We start from the raw sequence: 24,998 nt of genomic DNA, 5'->3' as shown, positions 1-24,998 counted from the left end.
CCTCAGATGTTCGCGCCGCGCGTTATCTCTCGGATGATGTCCTCCTGTTTTTCGACCAACTGACCGTAGTCGACTTGGAACTCCGTCCGGTCGTACTCGGCCGGGTCGATGAACTCGTCGGGAAGCTCCAGCTCCGAGGAACGAATCGGCCTGACGTAGGCGTCGAGGAACTGCTGTTGGCCCTCCAGCGAGAGGACGTAGTCCATGAACAGTTTGCCCGCCGCCGGGTTCGGCGCGCCCTCCAAGAGCGCGTAGCCGTACGGCATGTTGAGCGCGCCCTTGTTCCCGTCTTCGCCACCCAAAAGCGCGATTCCGACGTTCTCCTCCGCGACTTCGTCGTTGTTGTACTTGAGGTCGAGCCCGGAGTAGTCGTACCGGACGAACGTCGCGTACTCGCCGCGGGAGAACTGCGCGAGGAAGTTGTCGGTGAACTCCGCGCCGCCCTCCTGAATCCGCTCGTAGTAGTCGATGACGGGCTGGAGGTCGTCCATGCTGCCGCCGCGGGCGTTGTTGACCGATAACGCCGCCGCGAGTCCGACCGCCGCCTGCGGGGTCTGGAGCGCGAGGTCCTGCATGATTTCGGGCTGGAGCAGGTCCTCCCACGTGGTCGGCTCGTCGAGTCCGCGTTCCTCGTAGATGTCCTTCCGGTAGGTCACGGCCGTCGTCACCCGGCGGGTCGCCGTAACGTGGCCGTCGTCGGTCTTGAGCGAGTCAGGAACCTTGTCCCATCCCTGCGGCTTGTACGCCTGCGTGAAGCCCTCGTTCCGGGCGACGATGCCGTAGGTGTAGCCGCCGTTGTATCCGGAGTGGGTCATGTTGTTTGAGTGCGAGCGCATGTGCTGGAGCGCCTCGCCCGACGAGCGGTCGTCGTCGTGGACGGCCACACCGTAGGCGTCCTCGAACGACTGCATCAGTGACGGCCAGTTCATCCACCCGGACTGCACACAGTAGAAGTACAGCATATCGGGGAACGCGGTGGCCTCGATGTTCGTCTGGAAGTCCTGATAGCCGACCTCGTACGTCTCCGCGTCGTCGCCACCGGAGCCCGTCGAACCGGCGTCACTCTCGGAACTGCTCGTCGTCAGACAGCCGGCGAGACCCGCCACCGCCGCGGCAGAACCCCCGATGAAACTTCGCCTGGTTGATACCATCACTCGGGCAACACGACCGGTTCCTAAAGGGGATTGCTATGAGCCTAACGTAGCAGTTTCCACGGTTTGAACACCCACATAGCGCTACGAAGGGAACAATAGGACGCGGCGGCGCGCTAGTTCTTGAACGCGCCCGCGACGAGGAGCGGGAAGACGAGCGTTGCCTCGGCTTCGACCTGCGTGTAGTTCGTGTCGTGGTCTTTGATTTTCCCCCACGACACGGCTTCGTTCGGGGGCGCGCCCGACAGCGAGCCGTCGCCCTCCATCCCCGTCGAGATGTAGACGACGTAGTCCGCGCCGCCGCGGAAGAGGTTCGTCATGATGGCGTGGTGCTTGGGGACGCCCCCGCCGACGGCGATGAGACCGGTCTCGTCTGCGAGGAGGCCGTTCTGGATGAGCGAGTCGTAGTCGTCGAGAATCTCGATGCCGACGTCCTTGTCGTAGCCTTGCCGGTAGTAGTAGAGGAAGTTGCCCACTTCGGCGTCGGTGAGCGCCGGGCAGTAGACCGGCACGTCGTTGTCTGCCGCCTGCTTCAACACCGAGTGTTCGTCGTCGAGCGTCTCGCCCAGTTCGCGGGCGAACGCCGTCGGCGTCCGTACCTTCTCCTCCGCGAAGAAGTCCTCGAAGAAGTCGTAGAGGTACTCTTCGAGCCAGACGTACCGGTCGGAGGGGACGTAGATGTTGCCGAGGCGGTTGATGCCGCGCTCGCGGAGTTCGCCTTCGTCGGCGTCCCACGAGCCCATCTTGAACGGCTTGGCAGTCTTGATGACGTCCTCGGTTAGCGAACCGGACGTCGTGATGAGCACGTCGACGAAACCTTCGCGGACGAGGTAGGCGACGGCCTCGCGCAGGCCCGACGAGATGATGTTCGAGGTGAACGTCAGGTAGACGGTCGCGTCCGCCTCCTGCATCTGCTCTGCGATGTCGATGGCTTCGGCGAGCTGCGTCGCCTGAAAGCCGGTCGTCGCGTACGCGTCGAGGAACTCGTCGAAGTCGAAGGCGCCGTCGAAGTCGTAGCCCCGAACGTCGGCCGAATCGATGGCCTCGTCGCTTCCGGGGACGACGTGGTCGTGCGTGTCGTCTTCGGTCATCGGCTACGGCTCGTACCGGCGCGCTTGAATCAGTTCCGTTCGGTTCCGAAAACAGCCGGACGGCGTGGGGCTAGGCACCGACCCACTCGGAGACGGTCACCGGCTCGGGGACGAGTCGACGCCGTCGGACTCCGGGCGGGTGTACCACCACGCCCACGCGATAAGCACGCCTTGAAGCGGCAGGCGAAGCCACAGCGCGGCGTCCGAGGGGTCTCGAAGTGTCGCCGGGACGCCTTCGAGGACGATATCGCTCGTCGCCATGTAGACGTTCGCGGGAAAGACCGCGACCAGCAACGCGATGAGTCCCCACGCGGCGACGCGCTGGGTGCGGCGGAAGACGACGCCGACGCCGAGGGCGATTTCGGCGACGCCCGAGACGTAGACGAGGGCGAGCGCCGCCGGGAAGACGGGCGGGACGACCTGCACGTACGCGTCGGGCACGACGAAGTGCATCACGCCGGCGAGGACGTAGAGCGTGCCCATCGCGTACCGGAGCGGCGTCTTGAATCGACGGAGTCGGTCGGCGGCGAGAGCCATTTCGAATCGACGTTGGACCGGCGGTCAAAGACGCTGTCGGCGACAGCGAAGCGACAGTCGCACCTGGATTCGAAAATCACTATTTAGACAGTAAAACAGTACGGATTCTGATTGGTCTGGCGTCAGAGTTCACGAGGGTCGGTCGGGGAGCCAGACCCGACACAGGCGGCCGGCGGTTCGTGAGTACCGACCGCGAGACGCCCCCTGTGTAACCGTCCATACGGACGACAGTAGTTCTACAAACGGGCATCTTTGCGAGCCTGATATAGTTTAGATAATTTGGGTTATTTTAGAATACAGTTTCATGGTGTTAGGTGGTCATTCTTTCATAAATAAGTGGAATGAATTTGGATTCGAGATGTTTATAACAGGATAATTGTTTCCTCACTCATTAATACTCCATATTTCACTCATTTGTATTATCCGTGATTCTACGGTTTTGTACTGACGGGGTGGGACACGCGATAGAACCACGACACGTCCTCGGCCGCGGGGCCGAACGCCACGATACTTCGTCGCGTGGCGGGACGCTATCTGCGACGGTCGTCAGGGGGCGCGTTCACCCTCGCGTCGCCAAGATATATGCGACCCCAGTGAGTCCGGCCCACGCGACACCCGCGGCGAGACCGACACCGACCAGCGAGGCGGTACCGACGAGTCCGCCGATGAGCCAGACGAGGACGGCCGCTCCCGCCAACAGTTGTATTCGAAGGCCGCTCACCGGGGGCGACCGACGCTGAAGGGTCAGCGCCATCCCGTAGCCGCCGAGACCCAGCGCACCCACGTAGAGCCCGCCTCCGAGAAGGCCCCACACCGAGGCCAGTCCGCCGAGGAACCCGTCGTCGGTCGAATCGTTCGTCGGCGACTGAGCCGTGGCCGTCGCCCCCGCCGTGTTCGGGGAGGCCGCTGTCGTCACCGTCGGAGTCGCCTCTGGTGGCGCAACACCAATCGTCGTCGTGACAGTGTCGCTGTCGATTCCCAGTCGACTCTCGACGGCTAACCCGATGTCGAGAGGCTGTTCGCTCATCGTGACGCTGAGTTCGGGGGTCGACTGCACCCGCTCGGTCCCGTTCACGAAGAAGTGATAGCGACCGACTGGCGAGATGTCGCCCGTCGAGCCGGCCCCGGAGAGTCGGAGTTGGCTCGCGGCGCTCGCCGTCGCCGGGGCGTCGATTCGGGCGGTCGGACGGGCATACAACCCGCCGGGTGCCGCGGTTCGGAACGGCGTGAAATCGACCCAGCCGCGCTCGGTGACGACGGGGTTCCCCTCTCCGGACGGGAGAATCGACGAGTGATACGGACCGCTGGCAGCGCCCCAGTAGTTGGACTCGGCGTCGACGGTGCGAATCGGGTCCACCACGATTCGGGCGGTCGCGTTCGCGCTGACCAGCGGCTCGATATCGACCATCAGACCGCGCTCTTGGCCGTAGATACTGTTGTTGACGACGTGGTGGGTCCTGGTTCCCTCGCCGGCCGTTTGGACCCCGATACCCGTCGGGAGCGCGCCGCTCACGCGACGAATCGTCAGGGCGCTGGCTTCCGCGCTCCGCGTCTCGCTTTCGCCGTCCGTCCGGAGGACGACGACCGTGTCGTCCCAGAGCCGAGCGACCGTGAGCCGCTGTGTCAACTCGGGATTTGCGACGAGTTCTTCCAGCGGAACCGTCGACTCGGCCTGGTTGATGATCGCACCGGACGCACCCTCCGCGACGTACACCCCCGTTCCCGGCGTCACCCTCAAAACGAGAACCGGGTCCGCAAAGGCGTTCGTGTTGAACACGATGTCGTTGTCCCGAACGTCGGTCTCGACGACCCCGCGGACGACGACGCCGTAGGAGTTGGCGGCGATAGTGTTGTTGGCGACCGAAAGCTCGCCGCGATGCGTTATCGGGCTGGCGACGAGCAGCCCCGCACCGGCGTTGTTCGCCAGTCGGTTCTCGCTGACGTTCGTCCGGTGAATAATCAGGTTCGAGCGGACCGAAACGGCGTGACCCCCGTTATCGTGGACGGTGTTATTCAGGACGTCGACCCCGCGCGCCGCCGCTCCCGTCTGGATCTCCAGTCCCGCTCCTTCGTTGTCCCGGACGGTGTTGTCCGCCAGTGTGAGACCCGACACGACGGTCCCATCGAGGGCGAAACCGTCGCCGCCGTTCTCGACGAAGCGGTTCCCACGAACGTCGCTCCCCCGCGTCAGCCAGTTGTTGACGTGGACAGCGTCCCCGCCGTTACCGCGAATCGCGTTGTCGGTGAGGTGCAGATTCAGTTCGAGACTGCGAGCGGTGAGGTCGACGCCGTGGCCGACGTTGTCCGCGAGCGTGTTGTCACGGATGGAGACCGCACCCGGTCGGGGGAGTTGCGTCCCCGACTGGCGGATACGGATGCCGGTCCGGGAGCCTCGAATCTCGTTTCCGGCCACGGTCGCCGTCGTCTCGTCGCGAGCGTCGAGTTGGATACCGGCGTCACCGGCGGTGATGTGGTTGTGCAGCAGCGTCGTGTCGCTTCGGGCCGCGCGAACCGCGATTCCGCTGCCCGCGGTCGCCGAAATCTCGTTGTTCAACAACCAGAGCCGGCCGACGCCGTCAGCGGCGACGAAGACGCCGCTCCCGTTGATATCGCGGAACGTCGACTCGCGAACGGTGAGCTGCCGCACGCGCGTCGTGGACGCGGCGCGGTCGTCGACCGGCGACGTGACGTTTCCGACGGCGAGCGAGCCCCGAACACCGTCCGAGAGCTGTGAGACTGTCCCCTTTCGGAGGTCGACCGCAACGGGATAGAAACCGCGCGTCTCCGGGTTGATCACGTCCCCGTACTCCACGAGGAGTCGGCCGTCGCTCGGGATGCTGACCGGCCTCGACAGCGAGATTCGCACGCGACCGTCCCGCGCCGAGACGTCCGCGACGAACGAGTCGAACGACCGCTCTATCGTCCCGTTTCGGTTGCTGTCGAGACCGATGCGGTCGATGCTCTCCGCGTCGACGTCGTCGACGGAGCCGGCGTCGGCGTATCGGAGTTCTATCGTGTCGAAGGTCACGCCGACGCCGGCGTCGAGCGACAGCGTGTGGTTCGACCGCTCCTCGCGCTCTGCGGGTGACGCCGTAATCGAGGTCTCGCCGGCCGCCCCCGTCAGTGGTGTCGCCCGAACCGCGTGCCCGTCGATGCGGCGGAACGTCGACCGCTCGATGGTAATCGGCGGCGTCTCCGCGGTGTCGTCGACCGACAGCCCGGCGTTCGAGAAGTCACGGAACGTCGAGTCGGTAATCGTTATCGACCCGTCCGCACGGGCTACGGTGACGCCGCTTGTCCCGCCCTGCAGGGTCGTGTTGCGTACGACGAGCCGAGAGTCGCTCGTCCCGTTGTAGCGGATGCTCGCCCACCGGCGGTCGGCGGCGGCCCCCTCACTCCGGGAAATCGTCACCGGCTGGGCCACCGTGCCGTCGACGACGAGTGAGCCGTCCACGGAGAGCGTGATTCCCTCGGCGAGTTGAACGTCGGTCCCGGGGCGTATCGTCAGCGTCGTCCCGGAGTCGACGTGGACGCTCTGGATGATTCGGTAGGGGCCGTCTTCCGGCGTCCACGTCGTGTCCGCGGCGATGTCCGATTCCACGAACGTGGTGTTCGCCTCGCTTTGGGCGGCCGCCGCCGGACTGGCGAGTGGGACGAAAAGCGACACGACGACGAGTACGACCAGTATTCGCCGAGTCCAACCGAGAGATGAGGAAGTCAAGAACATTATGCGTCAGCGTAGATATAGGATATATGTGATTTCCACGAGATATAAATGAAGTGGTACTCGGCTCTGAAATCGGCGGAGATCAGCCGTCGGCCGTCACGACTTCCGTTCACACGGAGAGACGCATACAGTTCGCACAATACTACAACTTCTAGCGACCGAATCAAGCGCTCGATGGACGACCAGTTGAGGAGGTCACTAACTATGCAGTGTCTCACAAGAGCGTCAATGAAATGTCTGTCATATTAACTCATCACCCACGCGAACGACGTCGGGGCCGGAGTAGTCCGCGTAGATGACTGGGTTCCGATACTGGCCGTCGTCGAGGTTCGGATCCAAGACTGTTGAGGTGTGTTTCATGATGACTGACAACAAGTAAGGTCTGAATAAACATTGTGTTCAGGGGCCCTCGATTGCACGGCGTTGAACGCTCTCATTAAGTTGTCTGTCGATAACAGAGATATATAAGATAACTGTCTGAATTTGCCTGAGAAACGTCGAATTGCGCTGCAGTCGAGGAGACCAATATCGGGATTAACCACTGATAGTTTTGTAGATATATTACAATATATTATGAGAAATAAGATGCTCGCCGACGAATTTTTTTCAGCCGACATGGTGCCGACCTAACGGCTGTGTTTCATCATCGCCGCTCGGAGAATCACGACATCTCAGGTCCTGTACTCTCGGTGATCTCTGCGTCTATTAGACATCAGTCTCTAGATTTGAATCGAGCAGTCGGCTCGACTACGCCAAGCGAAACCTCACCGAACCGTGGTTTCAGATCCGCAAAATCCGAGTCGGCCGCGTCCACAACTCGTGGGTGAGTAGCCGTGGTACTTTCTCAATTAATATGCAAGACTACATGACACGAGAACGTCCAACGACCGCATCAATCACTCAACAAACGAACGCCGTCCGATATTGTAAATAAATAGATAAAACTATGTCAGAAATCAGTATTATCTTGCGTCCATCACAATGTGAAATCGAAGCTATTTGCCATCAGTTTTCGGAGTGGCTCCCTCAAGTGCGACCTGCCTCGGCGTCGCCTCAGGCGAGTCGTGATCGCGGTCAACCACGACAAACCGGGCATGTGAAACAGCCACCCTCGTATCTCTCGTATCGGCCGCTGAGTCGGTGAACCGTGGTTACCGGCTGATTCCACCGCCGGACTGCTCGCACACGCGCTCGACCTCGGCGGGAGTGATGACGGCTACGTCACCATCCAGCGTTCGCTTGAGGGCCGCCGTCGCAGCACCCGTTTCGAGTGCGTCAGGGACGGGTTCACCGCGAATCCGTGAGGCGAGATAGCCGCCGACGAAGGCGTCGCCCGTACCTATCGGGTCGATTGTCTCGGTTTCGAACGCACCTTGCTCGTACGTCTCGCCGTCGGCGCGGGCGAGTGCGCCCTCGTCGCCGCGCGTGACGAGCACTGTCTCGAAGCCGAACTCCGCTTCGAGCGACGCCGCAATCGCGGCCGCGTCGCCGTCGCGTCCGAGGACGGTTCGGGCGTCGCGCGCCGCAACGACGAATACGTCGACGAGCGGGAAGAGCGGTTCGAGCGTCTCGCGTGCCGCTTCAGGACTCCACAGCTTCGACCGATAGTTCAGGTCGAATGCGGTGGTCGCCCCCGCGCTCCGCGCGGCGTCGAGAAGCGAACGCGTCGTCGATTCCAACTGGTCGGACAGTGCGGGCGTGATGCCGCTCGTGTAGTAGTAGGCCGCGTCTTCGAGGAGGCGCGTCGGGAGTTCGTCGGGCGTCGCGGTCGTCACCGCGGCGTCCGCCCGGTCGTAGATGACCGACGTGCCACGCGGCTCGCCGCCATGTTCGAGGTAGTACGTTCCTTGTCGGTGGTCGTCGCTCCAGGCGACCGCGGGTTCGACTCCGTGTCGACGCACGTCGGTCGCGACCCGGCGGCCGAGCGCCGAGTCGGGGAGTTTCGACAGCCACGCGGCGTTGGCTCCGAGCCTGCTGGCCGCGATTGCGACGTTCGACTCCGCCCCGGCGGTGCTGAACCGCAGCGTGTCACTCGTCTCTAAGCGGCCTCCTCTCGGAGGTGATAGGCGAACCATCGTCTCGCCGAAGGTCACCAGTTCAGGCGTCACAGTATCCACTCCGTCGGGGCGGGTTTGGCATACTCGAACGTCGCGGAGTCGCGTCATAAGGACTCCGCTCTGGACGAAGTTTGCACCCGGCAGTCGTGGACCCCGAAGGTTAAGCCGTGGGTCATCCTGCTACGGATATGGTCGCTTCCACCGCCCAGCGAATCGCAGAGTCGGGTATCGTCGCAATCATCCGCGGGACCGACCCCGAGACGGCGATCGAGACGGTTGACGCGCTCCGCCGCGGCGGGGTTTCGACGGTCGAGATAACCGCGAACACCGAAGGCGTCCTCGATATGATTCGAGACGTGTCTGAGTCGTTCGCGGCCGACGAGGTCACCGTCGGCGCGGGGACCGTCCTCGACGCGGAGACGGCGCGGGCGACGACCCTCGCCGGCGCGGAGTTCATCGTCACGCCGTCGTTCGACGAGGGCGTCGTCGAAACAGCGAACCGCTACGGTGCACCCTCGCTCGTCGGCATCTCCACGCCGACCGAAGCCGTGAACGCCTTCGAAGCCGGCGCCGACATGGTGAAAGTGTTCCCCGCGGGCACGCTCGGTCCGGGGTTCGTCTCGGCGCTCGGTGGCCCGCTCGGCCACATTCCGACCGTTCCGACCGGCGGGGTTGGACTGGACAACGTGGACGGGTTCTTCGACGCGGGCGCAACGGCCGTCGGCGTCGGGAGTTCTATTGTCGACACCGAGGCCATCGCTCGCGGCGAGTTCGACGTTATTGAAGCGAACGCCCGCGCGTTCAGAGAGGCTGTCGAGGCCGCACGGTCGGAGTAGGAGTTCGTTCGGCTCCGACGGCCGCGACAACCGAGGTGTCGCGCGTTCTGAACTGCACGAAGCGAAAGCGGAACCCGACGGTCCACACTGCTTCGGGACCACGGGGAAGGTAGCGTCGTCACTCCCGACGCGGTGTTGCGCCGTCGGCTTCCGCTCTCACCTACGGTCGGGACGTGCTCTCGGAATCGTTGACTCGGCGCGTCACCGCTCGGCGACGACCTCGATTTCCACGTCGATGTCGACGGGGAGTTTCACGACCTCGACGGCGCTCCGTGCCGGATACGGTGCCGACATGTACTCGCCGTAAACCTCGTTCACCTCGTCGTAGTAGCGCATGTCCTTGAGGAAGACGGTGGCTTTCACCACGTCCGCAAGCGACGACCCGCCGGCCTCCAGAATCGCCTCGACGTTCTCGAGGGTTCGCCGCGTCTGTTCCGCCGGCGTTCCATCGACGACCTTGCCCGTTTCGGGGTCGACGGGGCCCTGTCCAGAGACGTAGAGTTTGTCGCCCGAGATGATGCCCTGCGAGTACGGTCCGATGCTGTCCGGTGCGTCCGCTGTGGTTAGTTCTTTCATCGTTGATGTGGTTACCGTCGTGATGGTACTTCGTCCGCGTCGTACACTTCATTGATGAACGACGTCGAGAGACTCGTCGTGAGGCCGCCGTCGAGGACGACGTTCTCGCCGGTGATGAAACTGGACAGCTCCGATGCGAGGAACAGCGAGGTGTCCGCGACCTCACGCGGCGTCCCGAAGCGACCGAGCGGGTACTGGTCGAGCCAGCCTTCGCGCGCGTTCGAATCACTCCGGCCCTCTGTGTTCTCCATCTCTTCGCGCCTGCTCGCGGTTTCTATCGTCCCTGCGGAGATAACGTTCGAGCGAACACCGTGTTGGCCGTAGTGGGCCGCGATGTTTCGCGACATCGCGAGGAGACCGCTTTTCGCCTCCGAGTAGCCGGACAGACCGATGCCGAAGAGCCCGTTGACCGAGCCCATATGGACCATCGAGCCTCCCCCGGCGGCGACCATGGCCGGGAGGACCTCCTTGCTCAGGAGGAACTGGCTCTTGAGGTTCAGGTCGACCATCCGTTCGAACGTCTCCTCGTCGCAGCGGTGGGTCACGTTCGCGGACTCGTCCGAGCCGCCCGCGTTGTTCACCAGCACCTTGACCTCGCCGAACTCATCGAGCGCGGTATCGACGAGGCTTCGAACCTCGTCGCGGTCGGTCACGTCGCACTCGACCGGAACGACCCGGCCGTCGTGTGCGGCGGTGAGTTCCTCAGCGACCGGTCTCACGTCGTCCAACGAGCGCGAGCAGATGGCGACGTCTCCGCCCGCCTCCGCGAACCGCGCCGCGATTTCGCGACCGATACCCCGAGAGGCACCGGTTACGATTGCCGGACGGTCTCGTAGTGATAACTCAACCATAGCGTGCGCACCGATGTGGTCGGAGCTATTCAACCTTGCTATGGTGTTGCACTATATTCGGTACGCTTCGACGGCGTCGAGGTCGACCGAGATTCCGAGGCCGGGTCCGCGCGGTGCGGGGAGACAGCCGTCTTCGACTTCGAACGGCTCCGCGATGACGTCGCCTTCCCACGCGTAGTACGTCGAGTCCGGGGGAAGCGAAAAGCCGGGAATCCCGCTTACGGCGTGGAGAATCGCCGCCGTTCGAATCCCGAGGTCGAACGCACAGTGGTGGGTAAACGGTACGCCGGCGTCTTCGAGTATCGCCGCCTGTTGCCGGATCCCGCTGATGCCGCCGGCCGGGGTGAGGTCGATGACGCCCACGTCCATCGCGCCGGCCTCGACGAGCGAAGAGATGTTGTGTGGCACGTAGGTGTCCTCATTCGGAGCGATGGGCTGCCGAAGGCGCTGTCGCAACCGTGCGAGCGACACGTGGGAGTCCACCCGAATCGGCTGTTCGAGGTACTGCAGGTAGATACCCTCGTCTTCGAGCATCGCGCCGACGCGAACTGCCTGGTCGAGCGTCCAGCCTTGGTTCGGGTCGAGGCGGAACTCCAGCTGTCCGTCCGTCTCGTCGTGCATCGCCTTGATCCGCGCAACGTCTTGTCGCCAGTCCCTCCCCGCTTTCGTCTTGAGCACGTCGAACCCCGCGTCTAGTGCCTCTCGGGCTTTCACGCGAGACTCCTCGGGTGACAGGATTCCGAGGCAGAACGCGACCGGGACTGGACCGGGGCTGCGGGTGCCGTCGGCCACGTGGGACCTGTGCTGGAGCGTGCTCTGGGTCGGCGCGGTCCAGCCGCCGAGCAGTTCGTACACGGGGCGGTCGAGCGCTTTTCCTACGATGTCCCAACAGGCCGTTTCGACGGCGGAAAAGAACATATCGACGTTCGTGTACTCGACGAACACCTGTCGGCGGAGGCGTTCGATTTCGAACGGCGACTGGCCGATGACCATCGGCCCGATACCGTCTTCGATGAGCGATTCGGTCGCCGTCGGCGAGAGGAACACGCGCATCTCGCCCCAGCCTTCGATACCCTCGTCGGTGTCGACGCGGACGAGCACGCGCTCCATCGATTCGAGCTCGCCGTGATTCGTGGTGTACGGGGCGATTCCGAGCGGTTCGTCGGTACTCGTTAGCGGAACATCAACAGTAACCGCTGTCACGTCGGTTATCTCCATACCAACGCTTGGAGGGGGCGGCAGTATGAAAGTATCGTTTGTTACAGACTCCCGTTCGTGGCCTCCCGAATCCACGACAACGACCGCTCGGGCAGTAGTCCGTAGTTGTAGAACGAGACCCGCGGTACGTCAGCGGCACGGAGTGAGTCGACGATGTCGACGAGCGTGTCGCCGTCGTGTATCGCCGGGTGGCCCGGAAGGAGGCCGACGTGTAACGGTACGTCGCCGGTCACCGCATCGACGCTTCGATAGGCGTCCATCACCGCCTCACATGTGGACTCGTACGCCGGCAGACAGAAGTAGTCGACGTGCTCGGATAGCCGGTCGAGGTCGGCTCCGACCATCCACTCGCGACCGGGTTCGGGCGCGCCGACGTAGTATCCAAGCGGCGTCGACTCGCTCGCCGCGGACAGGTCCGCGTAGAGCGTCGCCAGCGTTTCTTCGCGTACGTCGACGTAGTCGGCGACCGCGTCGTGCTCGCGGAGCCATAGCTCGGGCGAGAGGCCGTGCGGAACGGTTCCATCGACGATTTCGTCGAGCGTCTGTGCGACGGTCTCCCGAGCTGATTCGACGTCGGCGCCCGCGTCCGACGCGGTCGCCCGACAGTGGTCGCAGAAGCACAGTCCGAAGAGGAACTCACCGAGGGTTCCCAGCCGAGCGTGAATCTTCTGGTGGTGCCAACCGAACCCCGTCCCGTAGAAGTAGTCGAAGGTCTCGAGTTCGATTCGGTCGAAGTGCGCCGAGTCGGTCAGGTCGCGGACGAGCCCGGTGAGGTACTCCTGCACGTCGGGGTTCGACGGGCAGAGGCCGAAGACGAGGTCGTCGCCGTGCGCGGAGGTCAGCGTCACGTCTCGATGGCGCATCCCGAGCCGCGAGTTGTGGCAGCCGACCGTCCACGAGTTCAACCGGACGTTCTCGAGGCCGTCGGCGATTTCAGCGACCCAGTCTCCGGTCATCCCCTCGTACGGCACCGGTTCGAGGCGGCCGTAGCCGCCGCCAGGGCGGAAGTATGAGCTCGCGCGTGCGAAGAAGGTCCGCCGCTTCGGGTTGTGCGGCGCGAACGCTTGTACGGCGTGGTAGTTCGTCGCGAGGGTCACCTCGTCGACGCCCAGTTCGGCGATGCGAGCGCCCGTCTCTCGTGGTCCCGCATCGAACACGTCCCACGGGTACGCCCAGATAGCGAACTCCATAGCGGGTCGTCACGCGGGTCGATAATAAATATACAGGAGGGTCGTTACTCCTTGACCGCGCCGGCGGTCATTCCCGCCACGATGTACTGTTCGAGGAACGCAAACAGGACGAGAAGTGGGATGATACCGATGACCGAGACGGTGAGCATCATCCGCCAGTCGGTCTGGAGCGCGCCGACCATCGAGAAGACGCCGCGCGGGATGTTGTACTTCCCGCTGTCCGTGAGGAACGTCAGCACGAACAGTAGTCGGTTCCACGCGTACAGGAACGTGTAGGTGATGCTGGCGACGAGCGCGGGTTTGGTCAGCGGAAGAACAATCTTCGTGAGCACCTGTAGCTGGCTGGCACCGTCGATGCGGGCGGATTCCTCCAGTTCGACGGGAACGGTCTTGAAGTAGCCGTAGAGCATCCAGATGTTGAACGGGAGGGTGAACGCCGCTGCGGGGACGATAACGGCCAGGTACGTGTTGAACAGTCCGAGTCGGCTGATGACGTCGAACAGCCCCACGATGAGCACCACGGGGGCGAACATCTGGACGACGAGGACGGCGAGCAGGAACGTCCGCTTGCCCACGAAGTCGTTCCGCGCGCAGGAGTACGCGGCGGGAATCGCGAGCAGAAGCGTCAACACGACGGTTCCGAGCGAGATGACGAAACTGTTGGCAATCCAGAGGAGCACGTCGGTCTGCGTCCAGACGTCCACGTACGCCCCGAGCGACGGCTGGGACGGCACGAGCGTCGCCGGTGCGGAGAATATCTCCGACTCCGGTTTGAACGTACTGGAGAACATCGCGTAGAACGGGAACATCATTATCCCGAGTAGCGCGATGAGCATGCCGTAGACTCTGACTCGGCGCAGTCCGCCCTCGTCGTGGCCTGCCATCGTCACAGCTCCTCACCTCCGCGGGTGTAGACCCTGAGATAGACGATAGCGAACAGGAGCAACAGCAGGAACCCGATGACGCTGTAGGCGGCGCCGAGCCCGAGATTCCCGTTCTGCAGGCCGACCTGGTAGATGTGTATCACCAGCGTCGCGGTCGTGCTAATCGGACCGCCGCCCGTCATCGTCCAGATGACGTCGAAACTGACGAAGGTCCAAATCGTCGAGAGGAGCGTCGCCATCAGGATGACGCTCTTGAGCTGTGGGAGCGTGATGTATCGGAACTGGTGCCACCGCTCGGCCCCGTCGATGGCCGCGGCCTCGTAGAGGTCCTGCGGAATCGACTGCAAACCCGCGAGGAAGATGATCGCCATGAACGGCGTACCGATCCAGATATCCGCCACGACGACGCCCAACCACGCGATGTCTGGGTTCCCGAGAATCCCGATACCCTGCTCAATCACACCGAGTTTGAGCAGAATGGCGTTGAGATAGCCGAACTGTGGGTGTTCTATCCACCGGAAGACGACCGCGGAGATGGCGTACGGAATTCCCCACGGGATGAGAAACGCCGTTCGGAAGAACTTCCGACCCCGAATGTCGCCCTTGAGGTGAACTGCGATGAGCAGACCGAGTAACGTCTTTCCGGCGACGCCGACCGCGACCCACCGTCCCGTTTGCCAGAGGAGACGGTAGAAGATGTCGCTGTTCAGGATGTCGACGTAGTGTTGCAACCCGACGAACGTCTCGATAGTCGAATCGGCGGGAGAGCGGTACAGCGACAGGCGGAACGTCTCCAGTATCGGGTACCGACGACGGCGACGAGAAACACCGCAGCGGGCGCTATCAAGAGGTACGCGCGGCGGTTCCGCTTGACGTGCGCGGCGGACTGTGCCAGTCGCGAATCGTCGCCTGTCTGGGTACGTTCTTCAGCGAGGCTCATATCGTTGCATTAGTCCATCGCGTCTTCGAGGTCACTCTGGGCGTCGTTCAAGGCCTTCTGCGGGCTCTTCTGGTCGGCGAGCGCTTCCTGTATCGCTTGGACCATCCGGTCGTTGAACTGGCTGAAATTGCTGAGTTTCGGCCGAGCACGGGCGTATTGTCCCGCCTCGACGAACGGCCCCCAGTTCTTCGACTCGGAGAAGTACTCCCGTTCGCCGACCGCCTCGACGACCGGGAGGAAGCCCTTCTGTTTCGAGTACTGGAAGCGGCGCTCCTCGTCGAAGTAGAAGCGAATCAGGTCTCGCGCGACGTCCTTGTGTTCGCTCTGGCTGAAGATGCCCAGGGTGTCGATGGTGAACAGGCTGTACCGGCCCGCGGGCCCCTCCGGGACCTGGACGATACCGTAGTCGAAGTCGACCTCGCCGTTCTCCTGTGATTCGGTTATGTTAAGCCCCGTGTACACGTGCCCGATGACCATCCCGAGGTCGCCGTTCTCGAACAGTTGGCGGATGTCCTGTCGGGTCGACGAAAGCGGTGAAGACTGCGTCACGCCGTGTTCGAGATGGAGGTCGGTGTAGAACGAAAGCGCCTCGACGGCGCCGTCGGAGTTGACGACGGGCATCCCCTCGTCGTCGACCAGATCGGCGCCGTGCGACCAGTGGTAGTGGTAGTATTGCGACCCCGTCTCGATGGCATCGGCGCCGGCGAGGCCGAGCGCCGGGATACTCACCTCGTCGCTCTCGGTGAGGGCCTTCGCTGCCGCGAGCATGTCTTCCCACGTGTCGAGCGCCGGGTTTTCCGGGTCGAGACCGGCGGCCTCGAACGCGTCTTTGTTGTAGTAGAGACACTTGTTCGACGCGGCCCACGGGACGCCGTAGTGCGAGCCGTTGTACATCGTGCCGTTGGCGACCCCCTCGGCGAACTTCTCGCCGAACTCGCCGTCCATCAGGTCGTCGACCGGTTCGAGCGCGTCCTTCCCGACGAGTTGCGGAATCCACCGAGCGGGCCAGCGGCTCACGTCCGGGGCCTGGCCGCCGTCGACTCGGTTGTTCACGGTTTGCCGTGCGTTGTCCCAGGTCACACTCGTGAACTCGACGTCGACGCCGTACTCCGACTCGAAGGCGGCGTTGTTCTCCTCGAAGAACTGCTTGATGTTGTCACCGACGCCCATCGTGAGGAGTTGGACGCTCTGGGTGTCGTCCCCACCCTCTCCGCTGCCCTCGCCGTCAGAGCCGCTTTCGCTTCCGTCCCCGCCGCCGGTACAGCCGGCGACGGCGATCATGCCACCAGCGCCGAGCGCTTGAAGGAGCCGCCGACGATCCAGAGTCTGTCCGCTAGCTTCTTCTGTGGTATTCTCTCGCATCATCGCTACCAATTGCCCCCACATATATAATTGTTTTTATCCATATTTTATTTTTATTATGGTTGTCAGTGTCTCACGCGTTCTGTTCGTGAACCGCATCGAGCAGCGAGGCGAGTTCCTCGGCGATAATCGACCGAATCCGCTCTCCCTTCTCGGCGCTCGCCTCCTCGGGGAGCCCGATGGCGCCCGTCTCGGAGTACGCGTCGAACGACCGGTAGACGCTCACCGAGCCCCCGTCGAGGAGGTCCTGTCCGCCCCAGCGGTACGTCTCACTTAGTGGTTCACCGTTCCGGGTGGACGAATCGCCGACGAGGTCGGGTCGGGCCGCAAGCATGAGCGACGTTTCGAACTCGCCCCCGTGAGCCATCCCACCGGTCTCGGTATCTCGAAGCGCCTCGATTCGGTCAGTCGCTAGCTCGAAGTAGGTCGTTCCGAGCACCTCGGCATCGGTCTCGACGCCGACCGTGCTGACGACGGACCCGATGAGGGGTCCGTTGCCGCCGTGGCCGTTGACGAACAACACGGCGTCGAAGTCGTTTTGAAGTCCCGTGTTCGCGATGTCCTCGAGCGTCGCGCGAATCGTTTCGAAATCTAACGACAGCGTCCCGCCGAAGGTGAGATGGTGTGGTGAGAACCCACTCCACACCGTCGGCGAGACGACGACGGGGAGACCGTCGGTCTGCTCGACCGCAGAATCGACCATCGCCTCGACCAAGAGAGAGTCGGTCACCACCGGCAGGTGTTCACCGTGCTGTTCGATGCTCCCCACCGGAATCACCAGAATCGAGCCCGGTTTCGCTCCCACCGCTCGAACCTCGGCCGCGGTCATTCCTGCCCACTCGTACTCGCGTCGTCCGATTGAATCATACATCATGTCAGGCGGAGTCCGTCAGTCGCGTCTCGTTCACTGGTACGCGCGCGCCGTCGCTACCAAAGAGGTGCATGTCGTCCACGTCGAACCCGAGCGTTATCTCGTCCCCGACGCTCGGTCGGAACTCGCTTTCGACCCGCGCAACGACCTCGGACGAGCCGCGGGCCGTCTGCAGGTAGAGGAAGTTGTCCGAACCGACCGGTTCGACGACGTCGACGACTGTTTCGACGTAGCCTCCCTCGCGGTCCGGCGTGAGGTCTTCCGGTCGGACGCCCAGCGTGTACTCACCAGAGGGAATGTCGACATCCAGCGTGAACTCGAAGCTCGGGGATTCGAAGCGAACGCCGCCGTCGTCGTCCGTTGCGGTCACCTCGAAGAAGTTCATCGAGGGCGATCCGATGAAGCCGGCGACGAACTCGTTGTTGGGCTCGTCGTAGCACCGCTCCGGGGGGTCGACCTGCTGGAGTTTGCCGTCGTTGAGGATGACGATACGGTCGGCCATCGTCATCGCCTCCGTCTGGTCGTGAGTGACGTACACTGTCGTGACACCGAGGTCCTCCTGAATCCGCTGGATCTCCGTCCGCATCTGCGTCCGGAGTTTGGCGTCCAAGTTCGAAAGCGGCTCGTCCATCAGGAACACGTCGGGGTCGCGCACGATGGCTCTCCCGAGTGCGACCCGCTGTTGCTGACCGCCCGAGAGCTGTTTCGGAAGGTCGTCTAACAGCTCCGAAATCTCCAGCATCTCGGCGGCATCCTCGACACGATCCCGGACCTCGCCGTCGTCTTCACCGGCGAGACGCAGCCCGAAGGACATGTTCTCGCGGACGGTCATGTGTGGGTACAGCGCGTACGACTGGAACACCATCGCGATGTTCCGGTCCTGCGGCCGCACGTCGTTGACGACGTGCTCGCCGATGGCGATCTCACCGCCGGTGACGGTCTCGAGGCCCGCCACCATCCTGAGCGTCGTCGACTTCCCGCACCCGGACGGTCCGACGACGACGACGAACTCCCCGTCGTCGACGGTGAGGTCCAACCCCTCGACGGCGAGGATGTCCCCGTCGTACTCCTTACTCACGTTCGATAGTCTTACCTGGCTCATGTCGGCTGAGGACTACTCCTCAATCCTGCATAATAAATGTTGGTAATGGAAGCCAACGACGCGCTCCCAACGGTGTTGAATCGCAGTCGGCGCCGCTGCGGTCTTCTCGACACCCCAGTCGTCGGGTGAAGCGTCTGTCCGGTCATCGGTTCTCGCCTCCCCATGCGTCTAACCGAGGGACTCAGCGGTGGTCTTCCCGAAATCATCATGGTCAGCACGCTGTATTCAACACGGTCGAAAATGGAGAACCTCGACGTACGCCTACACTCCCGTTGACATTCAGCGAACACGGCTTCTCAACCGGTATTTCGGCCTGTTCACCGGACGCGGTTTCGCTCTCGGATTCGACGTGTTCGGAAAATACGCATTGGAATGCGGTAAAAATAGCATGTTACTCGCTGTACTTTTTTCTGTGGTGAATACTCGGGATGTTCTTTCCGAGAGAGTTGAATACCAGTTGAACAGGGGGAAAATACTTTCACCGAGTGCGGGAAAGACCGTATCATGTCCGATGGCAACGTCAAAACAATACGCGCGGTCGAAACGACGTTCGAGATTCTCGACGCTCTCAGTGGCGTCGAACCGGCCGGCCTCTCGGAACTCGCGTCGACAGTCGACATTCCGGCAAGCACGATTTACGTCCACCTCAACACGCTCGTCGAACAGGGCTTCGTCGTCAAAGACGCCGGAGACTACCGTCGCTCATTTCGCTTTCTTGAGGTCGGCGGAGACATCCGGCAGCGAGTCGACATCGCTCGGCTGCTCAGGAATAAGGTCGAAGAACTCAGCCGAGTGACGGGCGAGATAGTCGGTGCCGCGGTCGAGGAAAACGGGAAACGAGTCATTCTGTATCGAAGCACCGGGGAGAAGGCCGCGGCGGACGAGATTCCGATCGGGAATCGCACGGAGATGCATTGGACCTCGCTTGGAAAGGCAATCTTAGCGTACCTCCCCGAGGCTCGCCGGGCGGAAATCGTCGAGCGACACGGCCTCCCGTCGGGGACGAGCAGGACCGTTAGCTCGCTGGCGGAACTCGAAGACTCGCTCACGCGGGTCCGTGAACGGGGGTATGCTATCGACGACGAGGAACACCTCCGTGGTATTCGAGGTATCGCCGTTCCGCTTCTCGATAAGAACGGGGAGGTCAAGGCGTCTATCGGCGTGACCGGGCCACGAGACCGGTTCACCCCCGCCTACATGTCGGAGCTGCTGAACGTACTGCAGTACAGCAAAAACGAACTCGAAGTGCGTAACCAGTACTCCGAGTACACGACCATAGATGGGTGATTACCACTCGTCGTGAATAGATTACATAACTATGCCTGTAATGAATTGCGGGAGATACGATGGGTATCGTTCGTCTCGGCGTCTTGCCGGCCTTCCGGCCGAGCAAACCGACAAAGCCACGACGCGTCGGTAGAGTCACCACGGAGAAAGTATTGTACGACTTAAGAAAGTCTAGTACGGAAGTAACTCCCTCCGTATCGCTGACGAAGCGACCATTTGGTGGACGGCCGATTCACAGTCACCACACATTTGAGATGCCATTTGTACTACTTTCATGTTTATTATCATAGAAACAAACATTCATGCCCACAGTTCTAATCATAAGTCGCGACTTGTCAGCTCTGTATGCTCGCGAGATTACCTGCGTCGGCATGAATCATTCAGTTTCGAATACCCATCGGAGATAATGACGGCAGATAAACTTGAATAAAACACCCAATACAGTTGGGGAGAGAGCCGCGAGCTTACGGAGAATCAAGGAGAAAGCCCCGCCCTTTACAGTAGACGCCGAATCAGAATTTTCACCGAAACGAAGTTCTTGGCATTACCATTCTCGCGGTGAGTTTCGGTCACTCTCTCGATGAACGCTTTGGACAAAGAGCGAGGGAACGCCGCCGAAGGTGGCGTTCCCGAGCGATGCCACTCGTGACTAGCGTTCTGACCGGTCATCCCGGTCGACGCTCACTGAACGCTACCCGTATCCGTGCGGGATCACCAGCGTTCGGAAAATACGCGTCGAAATCTGTGGTTTGCTCGGGATCGGCCCACCTGAAACGAGAACGTTCGCTAACACCCACAGATTGTACAGTGCCACCGCGAACAGGAAGTAGAACAACCGCACAGAGAACGTCGGAGACGACGTTCTCGGCAGAAAGTCTCCGATCTTCCGGTACGACGTTTCGATCCCCCAGCGGCGGCGGAACGCCGCCGCGTACGCTCTCGCAGTCTCTGGCTCTACGTCGAGGTTCGTGACGAACCACGCGTGTTCGTCCTCACTTGTTCGATGAGGCACGGCGAAGACGGTGACCTCAGCTGTTGCTGTCGGTGGTCGCTTTCGCTGCATCCGGTAGGAATCGACCATCGTCTCAGCGCCGGCGCTGAGACGGTCTTTCATCCCCTTGCTCGGTCGTGCACGAACCATGTAGTTCACGCCCAAGCGTTCCAACTCTGCGACAACGTGGACTTGGTAGAACCCGCGGTCGAGGTAGACGTGTCTGATCGGGACGTACCGCCGTGCGGTGAGGATGAGTGAGCGAACGGCTTCCTGCTTCGCACGGAAGCCGTTCGCGTCCATCGGTATCGCTGCGAGCGTGAATCGAACGTTGGGAGCGACGATACAGAGTGTCGCAAAGCAGTATGCTCGGTTCGTCCCGAGGTCGGGATAGGTGATCAGAACGTGGTCAGCGTCGGCCGAGCCATAGAACCGCCACTCGTGAAGATCGATAGCAACGTCAACACGAGGTGGAAGCAACCGCCGTGCTCGAAGGACCTGAAACAGACGGTCTCGGACACCATCGAACTGAGTGTCGATGACAGCTGTGTCGAGATTCCGAAGGTGATAGAGCAGCGATTTCGCCAGAAAATTCCGAGCCGTCGACGTCACGTCGACCGGCTCGGGCCGGGCCAACTGAACGGTCTTGCCGCCCGTATTTGCGAATTCGTGATCGAACGCGATTCGAGAGAGGACTTCGAGAAAGTCCTCTCTCGTGTAGGTGCCGCAGGGTTTGATTCCGAAGTCTAACGCCGGGTAAAGGAGTGTTGAGGCAGCACGACAGACCTGTTTTGCTTCAGCCGTGGAGACCATGCTGAACAGTACGTCACGAGTCTTCAGCTAGGTTCGGCAACTACTGTGAACGGCGGGGTTTCCTTGCTACAGAAAGATGATTAGGAGATGTGCTGAATAGCACCGTCCAGTTGGTACTCTCTCAACTGGCGCTTGACCGGTAGTCTGACTGGGTACACTCCTAAAATCGTGGTTCCCCCGGTTCGTTGAGTGTACCGTGTGGGTGACTCATTGAGCAGTGAACGTCGAGGATCACTCTTGTCGAGCAATGTGCCTTTGACACGTTTCGCGTAGTTGTGGCTGGACGATCGATGAGCGATGCTGGTGGAGTCGATGGCCTGAATCTCTCCAGTGTCAAACAGACCCATCGGCAGTCGCAACAACATTCGCCAGACCCACGTCTTCAGCGCCTGCTTCCGGGCGCAGACCGTGTTGAAGTCCAGTAATTCCTCAACGGACAACCCGAGCTTCCCCACGATGTCAGATATTTCACGGAGGATATCGAGGAATCGGCGGTACGGAAGGTCGAGATACTCACGAAGTCCGTGAATCGCAACGAGCACCCAATCGGCGTAACCACCTTTCCTATTCTGAGAGGTGGTAGAGGGTCACATCCGACAGCTTCTTGAGATAATTGGACACATCGTTCGGTGAAACGAACCAGTTTGGAGTGCACACTCGACTGCGCTCACTTCAATTCCTAGAAATCCCGGTTCTTAGACAATATTACTAGTGTCTAAACACGGCTCAAGGCGCCCAAATTGGCGTTAAAATCTTTCCTGACAAGAGCGTTCTACTAAATTGAGTCAAATCACAAATAAAAATTATAGATTGTTTAAGTACTATCGGTTTCGAATTTCACCATTGGGCGTTCCGTTCAACGACACGGAAATATGTGTCCTTCCCAGTTTCAGCTTCAACTCGGTCTAAGCTACCATCCATATTACAGTGATCCAATCCACCATCACCAACCGATCCAGACCATTGGTTTCCATCCACTATATCGGAATAATACTCTAGAGAACCATCCCCTGGTTTACTGAAACTTCCATACACAGTATTTGTGTAATTTTCGTCAAGTCCAACACTATCCGTGCTCTGGATCTCCAACTTTGCTTTTCCATCGAAATTTCCACCGCCGACGAAATCGATGCCCACGTTGACTTTTTTTTACCGTAAACAGATCTCAACGTTAGTTGGTCGAGGTAACCTTCAGCCGTGAAGCTCTTACTCTCTCCTGGAGCGACCCGAACTGGGTCTGCATAACAACCGATTGAATTGTCACAAATGGTAACTTCTGCGGTGAACTCAGTGCCAGCAGATGCACCCATTTCGTTTGAGATGTCTAGGTATAATGGGTCTGCAGCACTCGCAGTTGCAGACAGTGTAGTTATCCCGAGAGCTGTTGCGCCAACTGATTGTATGAACTTTCTTCGAGTTCGTTCCATTTGAACCACATGTGTCGGTCCACCCACAATGGCATTTTTTTAATTTTTGAAATATTTGAATGGATTAGAACTGTACGCTATCTCAAATGATTTCAATCATAACTAATATATACACAACCTCGGAGGATGGAAGTGTTGTGTGCCTTCCGTTCAAGCATAACAACGGTGAAATAGGAGCTGTCTACCGATTCTGATTTCATGTCACTCAGAAAATTTTTCCAAATTCTCTCACTGTGATAAATTCGAAAAGCGCAAGACTGGAACCTAATCAGATACAGACAGCGTGAAAATAAGACACGCAACAGAACCCATCCTACCGAAACTGTGGAAGATCACAGTTTCGGAGGATAGGTGATTTTGGTACTGTTTTTCTATTGGGTTAGACTCAGTACATCACAAAGCCGGTTAGTTGAGACGTCTGATTACTAAGGTAAAATCCGAGGACCAGCTGCTTAACTTCCTCGTCAACACTCTTGACGAGGAATTGCTCTCACATTCCTGAAAAACGCCGCACTCGATGCTGAAGACATCTACAAGTTCCTAGCGAAGGTGCACCCTCACAAAAACTTGGTTCTCTACCATCTCCGCACTAAATCAACCTAGAGACACTTGATACACTACGCGAAACGCTTCGGTATCGAGGCGAGCTATCGACTCTCCGAGGAAAGTATTGCGACGACCCCGACACAGAATCCGGTCGTACAGTTGCTGTACGTCGTGGTGAGCTTGCTGTTACAGAACGTCTGGCGGTATTTGCACTAAAAATACGTGGCGACGCGCTTCACCGCTTTGGTGGCCCGTTGTGGGCATCTTTGACGTGGTTCGGTTCGGGTCACGTTTCGACCTGCACGTTGACGTAGGTTTAGCGTTGGTGACCTGTTTACTTGTTGTCTTATAGTTGCCTTTCCACGCGTGGTCTACACGTAGTTGGTATCCCGGAAGGACATCAGAGAAGATTTCTCAGACCATGATTACAGTACTTCTGGATTATCTCCTCGTTCGTAGTTGATGACGAGGCGAAGACACAGCGCCAGAAACACCTGCACTCGTGCGTGAACGCGGCCCCGGGAGGGGTGTACTCGCCGTTGACTTTGACAGACGGTCTCGTCCACGCAATCTATGTCGGCGTCACTCTTGTTAAGCTTACAATAGTGTCAGTTGGTCTGGGTAATGCTGTTCGAACAACACAAACGATTAAATGAAGCGCTATCAATACACAAGGCATGGCTGAGAAGAAATCACCAAGGACACTATCAACCGTCACAAGAGCTTGTGAGATTCTAAATGCTATTAAAGAATTGAACGGCGCAGGAGTTACAGAGCTAGCAAACTACGTAGGCCTCTCGAAGAGTGGCGTGTACACACACCTCGCGACGCTCCACGACTCCGAATTAGTTGTTAAAGAAGATGAAGAGTACAACCTTAGTGCAAAATTTTACAACTTCGGTAACTTTGTTAAACACCAGTCTGATTTCTACAATATCGGCAAACCTGAGCTTGAAAGATTAGCAGACGAAACCGGGGAGAGTACGCACCTAATGGTAGAACAGTTTGGTAAAGGAGTGTATTATCACACCTCAGTAGGCAAAAACGGTATTGCTCACGAATACCATCGTGACCTCCTTGAAAATCCAGACTATCTCCACTGGAGTGCCGCAGGCAAAGCGATACTTGCGTTCATGCCTGAAGAACGTGCTCACAAGATAGTAACAGAACATGGCATGCCGGAACTCACCGAAAATACAATTACGGACATTGACGAGTTCTTTGAAGTAGCTACACAGATCCGTGAACAGGGTTATGCGACCAACGACGGAGAGCAAATACGGGGTACACGATCAGTCGGGACTGCAGTAACAGATTCTAATGACGATGTCCTTGGTGCGATCAGTATCTCTGCACCCACATCTCGTATTGACGACGACGCCTTCGAAAAGAAGTATCCCGAGATGATTATGCAGACTGCAAACGTCATTGAAGTTGCGTTAGAGACACAGAAGGGGCCGGTCACGCCCGTCTCAGAATAACAACCAGTTCCAATATCAGTATATTGTAAATTGTCCCATGATAACACATTTTGATTAGCA

The 24,998-nt window shown here is 60.0% G+C and carries 19 protein-coding genes and 3 pseudogenes; 4 read left to right on the top strand and 18 right to left on the bottom strand.

Annotated features, from left to right (window positions below):
- Window positions 1–2: 2 nt before the first annotated feature.
- The 5 genes from NKF06_RS02280 to kdgK1 all read right to left on the bottom strand — a co-directional run bounded on the left by NKF06_RS02280 (window position 3) and on the right by kdgK1 (window position 8,614).
- Window positions 3–1,106, bottom strand: a complete 1,104-nt coding sequence (locus tag NKF06_RS02280) for an extracellular solute-binding protein (RefSeq protein WP_253244393.1) — start codon at window positions 1,104–1,106, stop codon at window positions 3–5.
- Between the two features lie 161 nt (window positions 1,107–1,267).
- Window positions 1,268–2,242, bottom strand: a complete 975-nt coding sequence (locus tag NKF06_RS02275) for a deoxyhypusine synthase (protein ID WP_253244392.1) — start codon at window positions 2,240–2,242, stop codon at window positions 1,268–1,270.
- 96 nt (window positions 2,243–2,338) lie between these two features.
- Entirely contained in the window at window positions 2,339–2,779 is a 441-nt protein-coding gene (locus NKF06_RS02270) for a hypothetical protein (protein WP_253244391.1), read from the bottom strand.
- Window positions 2,780–3,338: 559 nt separating this feature from the next.
- A complete protein-coding gene (locus tag NKF06_RS02265; protein ID WP_253244390.1) occupies window positions 3,339–6,506 on the bottom strand; it encodes a right-handed parallel beta-helix repeat-containing protein in 3,168 nt (1,055 codons plus the stop codon).
- 1,151 nt (window positions 6,507–7,657) lie between these two features.
- A complete protein-coding gene (gene kdgK1, locus NKF06_RS02260; RefSeq protein WP_253244389.1) occupies window positions 7,658–8,614 on the bottom strand; it encodes a bifunctional 2-dehydro-3-deoxygluconokinase/2-dehydro-3-deoxygalactonokinase in 957 nt (318 codons plus the stop codon).
- A 137-nt stretch (window positions 8,615–8,751) separates the two neighbouring features.
- Here kdgK1 and eda point away from each other — a divergent pair, with 137 nt between their 5' ends.
- Window positions 8,752–9,399 (top strand): bifunctional 4-hydroxy-2-oxoglutarate aldolase/2-dehydro-3-deoxy-phosphogluconate aldolase, encoded by a 648-nt coding sequence (gene eda, locus NKF06_RS02255; protein WP_253244388.1) that lies wholly within the window; start codon window positions 8,752–8,754, stop codon window positions 9,397–9,399.
- A gap of 201 nt (window positions 9,400–9,600) precedes the next feature.
- Here the strand turns inward: eda and NKF06_RS02250 are convergent, their stop codons facing one another.
- From NKF06_RS02250 to ugpC, 9 genes and pseudogenes are all read right to left on the bottom strand, one after another.
- Window positions 9,601–9,975, bottom strand: coding sequence for a RidA family protein (locus tag NKF06_RS02250; RefSeq protein WP_253244387.1), 375 nt, complete (start codon window positions 9,973–9,975; stop codon window positions 9,601–9,603).
- Between the two features lie 11 nt (window positions 9,976–9,986).
- Complete coding sequence (locus NKF06_RS02245) at window positions 9,987–10,826, bottom strand: SDR family NAD(P)-dependent oxidoreductase (protein ID WP_253244386.1); 840 nt, start codon at window positions 10,824–10,826, stop codon at window positions 9,987–9,989.
- 51 nt (window positions 10,827–10,877) lie between these two features.
- Window positions 10,878–12,044 (bottom strand): mandelate racemase/muconate lactonizing enzyme family protein, encoded by a 1,167-nt coding sequence (locus NKF06_RS02240; RefSeq protein ID WP_042664080.1) that lies wholly within the window; start codon window positions 12,042–12,044, stop codon window positions 10,878–10,880.
- Window positions 12,045–12,085: 41 nt separating this feature from the next.
- Entirely contained in the window at window positions 12,086–13,234 is a 1,149-nt protein-coding gene (locus NKF06_RS02235; RefSeq protein ID WP_004062033.1) for a hypothetical protein, read from the bottom strand.
- Between the two features lie 44 nt (window positions 13,235–13,278).
- Window positions 13,279–14,124, bottom strand: a complete 846-nt coding sequence (locus NKF06_RS02230) for a carbohydrate ABC transporter permease (protein WP_008605944.1) — start codon at window positions 14,122–14,124, stop codon at window positions 13,279–13,281.
- Window positions 14,121–15,058: pseudogene (locus NKF06_RS02225) on the bottom strand (sugar ABC transporter permease). Before NKF06_RS02225 ends, NKF06_RS02230 begins: the two are co-directional and overlap by 4 nt.
- A gap of 9 nt (window positions 15,059–15,067) precedes the next feature.
- Window positions 15,068–16,339 (bottom strand): sugar ABC transporter substrate-binding protein, encoded by a 1,272-nt coding sequence (locus NKF06_RS02220; protein ID WP_253244405.1) that lies wholly within the window; start codon window positions 16,337–16,339, stop codon window positions 15,068–15,070.
- Between the two features lie 154 nt (window positions 16,340–16,493).
- Window positions 16,494–17,294 carry a creatininase family protein gene (locus tag NKF06_RS02215; RefSeq protein WP_253244385.1) on the bottom strand — a complete coding sequence of 267 codons (801 nt, stop codon included), beginning with the start codon at window positions 17,292–17,294 and terminating at the stop codon, window positions 16,494–16,496.
- Between the two features lies 1 nt (window position 17,295).
- Window positions 17,296–18,393, bottom strand: coding sequence for a sn-glycerol-3-phosphate ABC transporter ATP-binding protein UgpC (ugpC, locus tag NKF06_RS02210; RefSeq protein ID WP_253244384.1), 1,098 nt, complete (start codon window positions 18,391–18,393; stop codon window positions 17,296–17,298).
- 504 nt (window positions 18,394–18,897) lie between these two features.
- On the opposite strand from ugpC, the gene NKF06_RS02205 reads away from it, so the two are divergent.
- The gene (locus NKF06_RS02205; protein WP_253244383.1) at window positions 18,898–19,680 is read left to right on the top strand and encodes an IclR family transcriptional regulator; all 783 of its coding nucleotides are present in this window, start codon (window positions 18,898–18,900) and stop codon (window positions 19,678–19,680) included.
- 691 nt (window positions 19,681–20,371) lie between these two features.
- Here NKF06_RS02205 and NKF06_RS02200 read toward each other — a convergent pair.
- From NKF06_RS02200 to NKF06_RS02190, 3 genes are all read right to left on the bottom strand, one after another.
- The gene (locus NKF06_RS02200) at window positions 20,372–21,484 is read right to left on the bottom strand and encodes a transposase (RefSeq protein WP_253244382.1); all 1,113 of its coding nucleotides are present in this window, start codon (window positions 21,482–21,484) and stop codon (window positions 20,372–20,374) included.
- Between the two features lie 80 nt (window positions 21,485–21,564).
- Window positions 21,565–22,026 (bottom strand): hypothetical protein, encoded by a 462-nt coding sequence (locus NKF06_RS02195; protein WP_253244381.1) that lies wholly within the window; start codon window positions 22,024–22,026, stop codon window positions 21,565–21,567.
- A gap of 295 nt (window positions 22,027–22,321) precedes the next feature.
- Window positions 22,322–22,621, bottom strand: coding sequence for a hypothetical protein (locus NKF06_RS02190; RefSeq protein ID WP_253244380.1), 300 nt, complete (start codon window positions 22,619–22,621; stop codon window positions 22,322–22,324).
- A gap of 893 nt (window positions 22,622–23,514) precedes the next feature.
- Between NKF06_RS02190 and NKF06_RS02185 the strand changes: the two are divergent.
- Window positions 23,515–23,670 (top strand): annotated as a pseudogene (locus tag NKF06_RS02185) (ISH3 family transposase); the annotation flags it as partial.
- A gap of 201 nt (window positions 23,671–23,871) precedes the next feature.
- Here NKF06_RS02185 and NKF06_RS02180 read toward each other — a convergent pair.
- Window positions 23,872–23,990, bottom strand: a pseudogene (locus NKF06_RS02180) (IS5/IS1182 family transposase); the annotation flags it as partial.
- A 144-nt stretch (window positions 23,991–24,134) separates the two neighbouring features.
- Between NKF06_RS02180 and NKF06_RS02175 the strand changes: the two are divergent.
- Entirely contained in the window at window positions 24,135–24,938 is an 804-nt protein-coding gene (locus NKF06_RS02175) for an IclR family transcriptional regulator (RefSeq protein ID WP_253244379.1), read from the top strand.
- The last annotated feature ends 60 nt before the right edge of the window (window positions 24,939–24,998 follow it).

The sequence above is a fragment of the Haloferax sp. AB510 genome, from assembly GCF_024136985.1.
Taxonomy (GTDB): Archaea; Halobacteriota; Halobacteria; order Halobacteriales; family Haloferacaceae; genus Haloferax.
The sequence above is the reverse complement of the archived record's forward strand: the minus strand, read 5'-3'. Positions and strand labels throughout refer to the sequence as shown.